The organism is Desulfobulbaceae bacterium, assembly GCA_015231515.1.
Lineage (GTDB): Bacteria > Desulfobacterota > Desulfobulbia > Desulfobulbales > VMSU01 > JADGBM01.
Map to the genome: position 1 here is coordinate 56872 of JADGBM010000005.1, position 11318 is coordinate 68189.

Annotated in this window: 5 protein-coding genes; all 5 read left to right on the plus strand. The window is 43.9% G+C overall.

From position 1 onward, the window contains the following. Positions 1-75 precede the first annotated feature (75 nt). Complete coding sequence (gene carB / locus HQK80_01970; GenBank protein MBF0220987.1) at positions 76-3291, plus strand: carbamoyl-phosphate synthase large subunit; 3216 nt, start codon at positions 76-78, stop codon at positions 3289-3291. A 134-nt stretch (positions 3292-3425) separates the two neighbouring features. Next, the gene (gene ftsH / locus HQK80_01975; GenBank protein ID MBF0220988.1) at positions 3426-5261 is read left to right on the plus strand and encodes an ATP-dependent zinc metalloprotease FtsH; all 1836 of its coding nucleotides are present in this window, start codon (positions 3426-3428) and stop codon (positions 5259-5261) included. Between the two features lie 15 nt (positions 5262-5276). Beyond that, positions 5277-6113, plus strand: a complete 837-nt coding sequence (folP, locus tag HQK80_01980; GenBank protein ID MBF0220989.1) for a dihydropteroate synthase — start codon at positions 5277-5279, stop codon at positions 6111-6113. 20 nt (positions 6114-6133) lie between these two features. After that, complete coding sequence (locus HQK80_01985; protein MBF0220990.1) at positions 6134-8101, plus strand: class I adenylate cyclase; 1968 nt, start codon at positions 6134-6136, stop codon at positions 8099-8101. Between the two features lie 300 nt (positions 8102-8401). Continuing rightward, positions 8402-11318 (plus strand): pyruvate:ferredoxin (flavodoxin) oxidoreductase (gene nifJ / locus HQK80_01990; GenBank protein ID MBF0220991.1); only part of this gene is annotated, 2917 nt, incomplete at its 3' end.

The following is an 11318-nucleotide window of genomic DNA, read 5'->3' on the forward strand; positions in this document are numbered from 1 at the left end:
GTCATGACCAAGTATTTTGCTTACCCCAATTACAAACACCTGAGTTTCAGGAAACAAGAGATTAGGTACTAGATTATGCCAAAAAGAGAAGACATCAAAAAAATACTTATTATCGGCTCCGGTCCAATTATCATAAGTCAGGCATGTGAGTTCGACTACTCTGGAACCCAGGCAGTAAAAGCTTTGAAAGAAGAAGGTTACGAAGTTGTGCTGATTAACTCTAATCCTGCAACCATCATGACCGACCCGGAGATTGCCGACAGAACCTATATTGAACCAATTACCCCGGAAATGGTTGCCAAAATTATTGAAAAAGAACGCCCGGATGCACTGCTCCCTACCCTTGGCGGCCAGACTGGTTTAAATACGGCCTTAAAACTTGCCGAGATGGGTGTCTTGGACAAATTTGGCGTGGAAATGCTTGGTGCTGATGCCGATGTTATCCGCAAAGCTGAGGGACGTGATTCATTTCGAAACGCCATGCATAAAATCGGCTTGAATGTGCCCAAAAGCTCCATTGTTCATACCATTGAACAAGCGCGAGCCGCCGGGGATGAGATCGGTTTTCCCGTCATTGTTCGCCCGAGCTTTACCCTTGGAGGAACTGGCGGCGGTGTTGCCTATAATGGCCAGGAACTTGACGCGTTGTGCACTGTCGGCCTCGACTTAAGCCTGAACACTGAGGTCATGATTGAAAAAAGTCTGCTCGGCTGGAAGGAGTACGAGCTTGAAGTTATGCGCGACAATAATGACAATGTCGTCATTGTCTGCTCAATAGAAAATCTCGACGCCATGGGCGTTCATACTGGAGATTCGATTACAGTTGCTCCGGCGCAGACATTAACGGACAGAGAGTATCAGGCTCTGCGTGATGCCTCAATCGCTATCATGCGTGAGATCGGTGTTGAGACAGGTGGGTCGAACGTGCAATTTGCAGTAAATCCTGTTGACGGAGAGATCATGATAATTGAGATGAATCCTCGCGTTTCCAGGAGTTCTGCCCTTGCCTCAAAAGCGACTGGCTTTCCAATCGCCAAAATTGCTGCAAAACTGGCAGTTGGCTACACCCTTGATGAAATCAAAAATGATATTACCAAGGAGACATATGCTTCATTTGAACCGAGTATTGATTATTGTGTTGTGAAAATTCCCCGCTTTACCTTTGAAAAATTTCCTGAAGCAGACGATTTTCTGACTACTGCCATGAAATCTGTTGGTGAAACCATGGCCATTGGCCGAACCTTCAAAGAGGCCTTCCAGAAAGGTATGCGTTCTCTGGAGACAGGCTACACCGGATTTGGTGCCGGCCCTAAATTCAAGCATTCCGGCATCAGTGACGAAACTCTGGCGCGGGCTCTGGCCAAACCAAGCTCACAACGGATGCTGTATGTTTACGAGGCCCTCAGGCGTGAAATGCCAGTTGAACAGATCTATACGATCTCCTTTATAGACCCCTGGTATCTGAACAATCTGAAACAGATTGTTGAACTTGAAAAATCAATCAAGGATTGGGGCTTTTCCGGTTTAAACGCAGAAAATTTATACAAGGCCAAACAGTTTGGCTTTTCAGATAAACAGATCTCCTTCCTGACCGGCACCTCAACCAGTGACATTCGCGAGTTGCGTGACAAACTTAACATCAAAGCTGTTTATAAATTGGTTGACACCTGTGCCGCTGAATTTGAAGCCTTTACTCCGTACTTTTACTCTACCTATGAGCAGGAAAATGAAGCGCGCCCCTCTGATAGTAAAAAAGTCATGATTATCGGCGGCGGTCCAAACCGAATTGGTCAGGGTATTGAGTTTGACTATTGCTGTGTTCACGCTGCTTTTGCCTTAAATGAGCTGGGCATTGAAAGTATTATGGTGAACAGCAATCCTGAAACAGTCAGTACCGACTATGACACCTCTGACAAACTGTTTTTCGAGCCTCTGACCATCGAGGACGTCCTTAATATTATCGACACCGAAAAACCTTATGGCGTCATTGTGCAATTCGGTGGTCAAACGCCTCTGAACTTGGCAAATGACCTTCAGCAGGCTGGTGTGAACATCCTTGGAACTTCAGTAGACAGCATTGATCGAGCCGAAGACAGAAAGCGATTCAAGCAGTTTCTGCAAAAGTTAAGCTTACAACAACCTGAAAACGGTACAGCACGAACTCCGGAGACCGCTGTAGAGATTGCCAATCAAATCGGCTACCCTGTAATGGTCAGGCCTTCCTACGTTCTTGGCGGAAGGGCCATGCGCATAGTCTATAATGCCCGCGACCTTAACGATTACATGACAACTGCAATTGAAGTCTCTTCAGAACACCCAATTCTGATTGATAAATTTTTAAAGGATGCCATCGAAATTGACGTAGATGCAATTTCTGACGGTGAGGTTTGTATAGTCGGTGCCGTAATGGAGCATATTGAAGAGGCCGGAATCCACTCCGGTGATTCAGCTTGCGTGCTGCCGCCCCACACCCTGTCAAAGAAACTCCAGGACGAAATCATGGCCGCCACCAAAGCCATGGCTTTGGAGCTCAATGTTATTGGACTTATGAACATCCAGTTTGCCGTAAAAGATGAAACTATATATGTCCTTGAGGTTAACCCAAGGGCCTCAAGGACAGCGCCATTTGTAAGCAAAGCTACAGGTGTTCCGCTTGCCAAACTTGCAACAAAGGTAATGATGGGCAAAAAACTTGCGGAACTTGGCCTTACCAAAGAAGTGCAAATTACCCATTATGCAGTTAAAGAAGCTGTTTTTCCTTTTGATCGTTTCAGCAACGTTGACACACTGCTAGGCCCAGAGATGAAATCAACCGGGGAAGTTATGGGAATTGATTCCACACTCGGACTGGCTTTTGCTAAAGCACAACTGGCAGCCGGTCAAAAGATACCAACCTCCGGCACCGTTCTTATTTCAATGAAAGGCGATCACAAAAAAACGATTGTTCCATCTGCTAAGAAATTAGCAGAACTAGGCTTTAAAATAATGGCAACAAAAGGTACGGCTAAGGTTCTTAATGAGGCAGGCATTGACTGTTGCATGGTAAATAAGATCTCCGAAGGCCGCCCCCATATACTGGACATAATTCAGGACAAAAAAATTCAATGGATTATCAACACGTCTATGGGAACAAGAGCAACAGAAGACTCATACACAATTCGGCGCAGCGCCCTTGATTATCATATCCCTTACACAACTACAACGGCTGGTGCTGAATCCATGGTTATGGCAATCACAACTCTACATGAAGAAAGTATGGAAGTTAAATCTCTGCAGGAGTATTTCCAATAACTTCATATGGCAGCTAGACATTCCGACCAAGACGACTTATTGTAAGCAGGAATCATTAAATGTCTGTAGCTGTTGAGCTTCTGAAAATTATATTTATTACAACTCTGTCTATATAGGAGAACTTTGACTTGAACATGTTCTACAAAAACCTTTCAATGTGGCTTGTTATCGGCCTTACCATGGTATTGCTTTTCAACCTGTTTAACAAACCTCAAACATCTGTGACCGAGATGAACTACTCTGACTTCATCTCCAGTGTTGAATCGGGCATGGTTAATCAAGTTGTTATTCAGGGTAATGAGTTAAGCGGCACTATTCAGGGCGGCACCAGTTTCAGGGTAATCGCTCCTAATGACGTTGACCTCATCCCGATGCTTCGCAAATCCGGCGTCAATATTAAGGCAAAACAGAAAGAGGATACCCCCTGGTATATAACTATTTTGGTTTCCTGGTTCCCCATGCTCCTTCTTATCGGTGTCTGGATATTTTTTATGCGCCAGATGCAAGTCGGTGGCGGCAAAGCCATGAGTTTTGGTAAAAGCAGGGCCCGTCTTAATGATGGTGAAAAAAGCAAAATCACCTTCAAAGATGTTGCCGGTATTGATGAAGCAAAAGAAGACTTATCTGAAATTATTGATTTCCTTAAGGATCCTAAAAAATTCACCGATCTTGGTGCCAGAATTCCCACGGGCGTTTTGCTAGCTGGCTCCCCAGGAACAGGTAAAACCTTGCTGGCCAAGGCTATAGCAGGTGAAGCAGAGGTTCCTTTCTTTTCCATATCAGGTTCTGATTTTGTCGAGATGTTTGTCGGTGTTGGCGCCTCTCGTGTTCGCGACCTTTTTACCCAAGGCAAAAAAAACGCTCCCTGCATCATTTTTATTGATGAAATTGATGCAGTTGGTCGCCATCGAGGTGCTGGTCTTGGCGGAGGCCATGACGAACGCGAACAGACACTCAACCAGTTGCTGGTTGAGATGGATGGCTTTGAAGAAAATGAAGGCGTAATTATAGTCGCGGCAACAAATCGACCTGACGTATTAGATCCTGCTTTGCTTAGACCTGGGCGTTTTGATCGACAGGTAATTGTTCCTGCCCCGGATGTTAAAGGCAGAGAGATGATTCTCAAAGTCCATGGTGGTAAAGTTCCATTAGACGATAAAATTGATTGGAAGGTTATTGCTCGCGGCACACCGGGTTTTACTGGTGCGGACCTGGAGAATATGGTTAACGAAGCCGCCCTTCTTGCCGCTCGTACTGGTAAAAAGAGTGTTACCATGGACCATCTTGACAAGGCCAAGGACAAAGTTATGATGGGTGCTGAGCGTCGAAGCATGATTATTTCCGAAAAAGAAAAAAAGGTTACCGCTTATCATGAAGCCGGTCATGCCCTTGTTGCACAGCTTTTGCCTAACACTGACCCACTTCATAAAGTAACCATTATTCCACGCGGTCGAGCATTAGGGTTAACTCAGCAATTACCGACCGAAGATAAATATACCCACTCCAAAACCTTTCTTTTAAATAACATCTGCATCCTTTTAGGCGGTAGAGTTGCTGAAGAGATTATTTTTAACGACATAACAACTGGATCTGGTAACGACATAGAGCGCGCCACAGATTTAGCTCGAAAGATGGTCTGTGAATGGGGAATGAGTGAGAAATTGGGCCCTCAGACCTTTGGCAAAAAAGAGGAGCAAATTTTTCTTGGCCGTGAAATATCCCAGCATCGTGACTACAGTGAAGATACCGCCGTTCGGATCGATACCGAAGTAAAACATTTTATTTTTGAGGCAAATACCAAGGTCAACAATCTCCTCTCTGAAAATAAAAGCAAACTCATTGCGATTGCCAATGCCTTACTTGAAAAAGAGACTATTTTGCTTGAGGATATTGAAACAATCATGAATGAAAATCAACCTAAAGCCGAAAAACATCCAGATTCAAACGAGGTTTCCCCAGAGAACGCATAGGCTTAGGGACAATGCATGTACCTGGTTTTAAAGAACTCGAAACTTGATTTCTGCCACAGAAGTTACATTATGGGAATCCTTAATGTAACTCCAGACTCTTTTTCTGATGGTGGACAATTTGTAGAAAAACGTTCCATTCTCTCTCATGTTCAAGAGATGATTGGTGATGGAGCAGATATTATTGATGTGGGAGGAGAATCTACCCGCCCCTTTGCCAATCCCGTATCAGAAGAAGAAGAACTTTCACGAGTCATCCCAGCCATACAGGCTATCCGCAAGCATTCTTCAATTCCAATTTCCATTGACACCACAAAGTCAACTGTTGCAGCTCAGGCCTTAGAAGCTGGGGCCGATATAATTAATGATATAAGTGCGCTGCGCTTTGACCCGCGCATGGCTGATATTGCTAATACGTTCAAGGCCCCTGTTATTATCATGCACATGCAGGGCAAACCTTCCGATATGCAAATTAGCCCTCACTATGATAGTATCATAGAAGAAACGCTCTCTTTTTTTAAGGAGCGGATCGATTGGCTAGAAAATCAAGGTATTAGCAAGGATCGAATAGTTATTGATCCAGGCATAGGCTTTGGAAAAACCCTTGCCCATAATCTGCTGATTCTGAACAGGGTCAACGACTACTCCATTTTCGGGTGCCCTGTGCTTATAGGCCACTCACGGAAATCTTTTATCGGCAAAATTCTTGAAGATGACAGCGCTGACCGAGATAGCCCAACAGCAATTCTATCCGGAATACTTGCCGCAAAGCACGTATCGATACTCAGGGTTCATGATGTTAAGAAAACACACGAGGCGCTAAAGATTAGCCAAGCCCTTGTAAATGCATGTTAATATAAGACTAGTTATTTCTAATGCACATTAAAGAGCGAATAGATCGTTTTATTGAGTACAACAACGGTCGCATACAAAAATCTGTTAATTTTAAAGGGTCAAAGGCGGCCTTTCTCTTTAAAATTGTTCCCTTTCTGCTGCATAGCAATGCACCAGACTTACCTGGTTACGTAAACGAACCAGACTGCTGCTATGGTATTCATTTTTACAAACCGGAAAAGGAGATGAGTATTGATCTCTTTCAACGTTATTTCCCTTCGTCCACAGCACTTCGTTCCGGTTCGCCGTCTCCTTTTCCTCAGAAGCCATTTATCCACTCGTTAAAAACCATCGGCAGTATCGGCACAATCGCCCAAACTGATAAATCTGACTGTGATTACTGGGTAAGTGTTTCTTTGGATGAGCTTGGGGATAGAGGACTTGCGCAACTGGAACAAAAGTGCAAACTCATTGAGGCCTGGGCTCAGGAGCAGGGACATGAGGTTTATTTTTTCCCGATGGATATTGTCCAAACCAAGGAAAACAGCTTCCAATCCAGAACTGACGAGGAGTCTGCCGGCTCAGCAATTAAACTTCTTTTAAAAGATGAACTGTTCAGAACACATGTTCTGGTCGCTGGAAAAATGCCCTTATGGTGGCTTATTCCCCCCGGATTAAGCGATAGCGAGTACAAGGCTTTTGTCGACCAACTCCCGGAAACATCAAAGATTAACCTCAACAATTTTGTTGATCTCGGATACATTTCGATTCTCCCCAAGGAAGAGATTTTTGGGGCCTGTCTTTGGCAGATGAATAAAGCTTTGGACAGCCCTTTCAAATCGGTAATTAAATTTGCCTACCTGGAACTGCTGCTTAGCGACAGGCCACAGTCGATTGTCCTTTTTTCCGACCGGATAAAAACTCTTGTTACCTATCCGGAACAACTCCCAGAGAATTCTATGGCCCTCGCCATCGAAGCCATCGACCCTTATCTTTTGATGGCTAAAGAGATTGTAGCCTTTTACCAGAACGAACGGTCAGTTAATAAAAGAGATGACTTTATACGTTCCTGTTTTTTCTTGAAAACCCTTGAGGGAAGAGAGTCTCAGAAGAAATTAGCAGACGGAAGCAGCCATCTGAAAACCACTACTGATCTCATGGAAGATTGGGGCTTGCTGCCTGATAACGCGCAACATTACCTGAATTATCGGCACTGGACACATAAAGACCTTCTCAAGGAAGGAACAAAAGTTCACGAATACCTTATCGAGACCTATAAGAAATTGCGCTGGTATCTCAGAACATTTTCCAAAGAAAAAAGAAAACTGACTATTACAGAACAAGACATTGCTGTGTTAGGCAGAAAGCTCTTCACCTTTCACGAAAAAAAGCCTAACAAGATTGACTACATAAACAGTTTATCACGTCAATCAATGCAACAATTTGATATTACCATCCATGTTGCCAGACTTTCAGGAACCGACTATTTCTTCGCATTTCAGGGCGATCACGATCACAATACTATAAAAAATAAAAAAGACTATATTATCAAGCGTGAAGATGATCCTATAAAATTATTAACCTGGATGATGGTTAACGGAATTCTTACCAAATCCACCAAGCTTCATTTGACCAAAAACTACCTCCCCGTTGACCTGACCGACCTCCAGATCTTGGTAGATAAGATCATTGACACGTTTCCTTTGGTTAATTTTTCTCATATCTCTGCAGACCAACTGCTTAAAAGTGAAATTATTATACAGGCTTTGGCCATTATTAATTTTGACAAAACTCCGGTGCGTGGTGCAAAAAAAATCAAATCGACAATTATTTCACTTAATAGTTACGGGGAATATTTTGTCGAGAATTACGAAACCATTACTCAGTATAAAAATGCTCTGCGCACACTGCTCACTCAACATGAAATAAGCCGCTGGAATAATAATTTGAGCATCTTCATTATTCCACAGCCTGAGCTTCATGCCCTCCAGACGATGCTCGATTCATAGAATTTTAACTCCACCCAATAGCCTCAAAAAAAAACTCCTGCACTTTGCCCCTATTGAGCGTTGATTTTCACCTTTGCCCCTCAAATATCTGCTTTTTACAAGTTGTTTAGGAAGATTTCAGTTCGTAGGCTAAAAAGATGGTCAAAAAGACTAGATATTCTCTTGAAGTTCCTTTATAATCCGAAGTTCTACCCTAAGTGAGGAGGCTGAAACGTTTTTACACGTGTTTCTACCCACTCAAAACCCCTTACATATTCTATTTATTATTCATATTTTTATTAACTTTTTAAGGAGGGTTTTATGTCTCGAAAAATGGTAACCATTGATGGCAATCAAGCGTGTACTCATGTAGCTTACGCTACCAGTGAGGTCATCACCATTTATCCAATCACACCATCGACACCGATGGCTGCTGAGTCGGATACAAAATCAACTGCTGGCCAGCAGAATATCTGGGGATCTGTTCCTGTTGTTACCCAGATGCAATCTGAGGGTGGTGTTGCCGGTGCTCTGCACGGTTCACTTACCACAGGTTCACTCTGTACGACCTTTACCGCCTCACAGGGTCTTTTCCTGATGATCCCCAACATGTACAAACTTGCAGGTGAATTAACACCTACTGTTTTTCATATCACGGCACGCTCAGTCGCCTGCCAGGGTCTTTCAATTTTCGGTGATCATGGTGACGTTATGGCTGCCCGCCAGACCGGCTGGTCCATGCTATGTTCACAAAACGTTCAAGAATGTCAGGATATGGCACTTATTGCCACTCAATCTGCCCTAAAAAGCCGCATTCCCTGCATGCACTTCTTTGATGGTTTCCGTACTTCCCATGAAATCCAGAAGATCGAACAGCTTACAACTGATGACATGGCAGCTATCATTGATGAAAATCTGGTAATGGAGCACAGACAGCGAGGGTTAAGCCCTGATCGTCCGATGATGCGAGGTACTGCTCAGAACCCCGACGTCTATTTTACAGGCCGTGAGACTGTTAACAAATACTATGTCGCTGCACCTGTAATTTTCCAGGAAACCATGGATAAGTTCGCTGCATTAACCGGACGTCAATACCATCTTTTCGACTATCATGGAGCTCCAGATGCGGAAGAGATTATCGTTATGATGGGCTCAGGTGCTGAAACTGCAGCGGCAACCATCGACCATCTCATTGCTAACGAAAACCGCAAAATCGGTATGATCATTGTTCGACTGTTCCGACCATTCAACTGTAAAGCATTGGTCAACTCCATGCCCGCCTCTGTACAAAAAATTACTGTACTTGATCGCACCAAAGAGCCCGGCTCGGCAGGAGAGCCGCTATACCTTGATGTACGTGCTGCCGTTGGCGAAGCAGTTGAGTCCTCAAATGTCCTTTTACAGCCCACCATTCTTGGCGGACGCTACGGACTTGGTTCAGCAGAGTTCACTCCATCCATGGTTAAAGCTGTTTTCGACAATATGGCTTCGTGGGCGCCTAAAAACCACTTCTGTGTCGGACCTAATGATGATGTTGCCCTAACCAGCCTCACTTATGACAAAAGCTACAGCATTGAAGGCGATGATGTATATCGTGCAATGTTCTTCGGTTTGGGTGCTGATGGTACTGTTGGTGCTAACAAAAACACAATTAAAATTATCGGAACAGAAACTGATAACTCTGCACAGGGCTACTTTGTTTACGATTCAAAAAAATCTGGATCGATCACCACAAGTCACCTCCGTTTTGGTAAAAATCCTGTTGTTGCTCCGTATCTCATCAATAAGGCCAGTTTCGTTGCTTGTCACAATTTCACATTTCTTAATCAGTACGACATGCTTGCCAACCTTGAAGAAGGCGGCACCTTCTTATTAACCACTTCATTCAGTAAGGCACAGGTGTGGAAGAACCTTCCAGCAAAAGTTCAAAAACAGCTTATTGACAAGCAGGCTAAGTTCTACATCATCGATGCGCTTAAGCTTGGCATAGCAATTGGCCTTGGTGCCCGCATCAATATGATTATGCAAACCGCCTTTTTCCTTATTTCCGGCATCATTAGCCAGGAAGAGGCTGTCAAAGCTATTAAAGATGCTATTAAAAAGACCTATGGCAAAAAAGGCGATAAGGTCGTCAACATGAACTATGCTGCTGTTGATGCGGCTATGAACAACATCGTTGAAGTTAAGTTGCCTGCTACAATCAATGGGCATGAATTACCTACCACAGTTCCAGCCGATGCCCCAGATTTTGTCAAGAATGTCACTGCAAAAATGATCGAAGGCAAAGGCGATACTATTAAAGTTTCTGAAATGCCAAATGACGGAACTTGGCCAACCGCTACAACCCAATACGAAAAAAGAAATATTGCGGTTCAAGTACCAGAATGGATTCCGGCTAATTGTATTCAGTGTGGTCGTTGTTCATTAATTTGCCCACATGCTGCCATCCGTATGAAAATTAATAAAGCAGCCGATCTAAAAGGGGCTCCTAAGAGTTACAAAACTGCTGACGCTGTTGGCGCTCAATTTAAAGGCCGAAAAGCTTCAATTCAGGTTTTCACTGAAGACTGTTGCGGTTGTACGCTGTGTGCAACAATCTGCCCAGCTAAGACCAAAGCTCTTACGATGGTTACTAATACCGAAGCCATCCGCACCAATGAAGCACCAAACGTAAAATTCTTCTTGAGCCTGCCTGAAATTGATGCAACTGAGGTCGATTCTTCAACAGTAAAAGGAAGCCAGTTACTGCGTCCGTTCTTTGAATTCTCAGGGGCCTGTGCCGGTTGTGGCGAAACGCCTTACATTAAGCTTGTTACCCAGATGTTTGGTGACAGAATGCTTGTTGCAAATGCGACTGGTTGTTCTTCAATTTACGGTGGTAACCTGCCAACAACTCCGTATTGTAAAAATAAAGATGGTCGCGGACCTGCCTGGTCGAACTCACTGTTTGAAGATAACGCTGAGTTTGGTCTCGGTATGCGTTATTCTGTTAGCAAAATGGCTTCACAGGCTGCAGAACTGCTTGAGAAGGCTGTTGAAGAAAAAATCGTCACCAAAAAGGTTTCCACCGACATTCTTTCAGCGCCTCAGGTCAGCCAAACAGATATTGATGTGCAACGTACTCGTGTGGCTGCATTAAAAGATACTCTTGCCGGCAGTGATTCTATTACAGCCAAACGACTAGCCAGTATTGCCGATTACCTGGTCAAAAAATCTGTTTGGATTTTTGGTGGTGACG

Excerpts from the sequence above, each read along its gene's own strand:
- carB (MBF0220987.1), top strand. The coding sequence starts at position 76 with ATGCCAAAAAGAGAAGACATCAAAAAAATACTTATTATCGGCTCCGGT.
- ftsH (MBF0220988.1), top strand. The coding sequence starts at position 3,426 with ATGTTCTACAAAAACCTTTCAATGTGGCTTGTTATCGGCCTTACCATG.
- folP (MBF0220989.1), top strand. The coding sequence starts at position 5,277 with ATGTACCTGGTTTTAAAGAACTCGAAACTTGATTTCTGCCACAGAAGT.
- HQK80_01985 (MBF0220990.1), top strand. The coding sequence starts at position 6,134 with ATGCACATTAAAGAGCGAATAGATCGTTTTATTGAGTACAACAACGGT.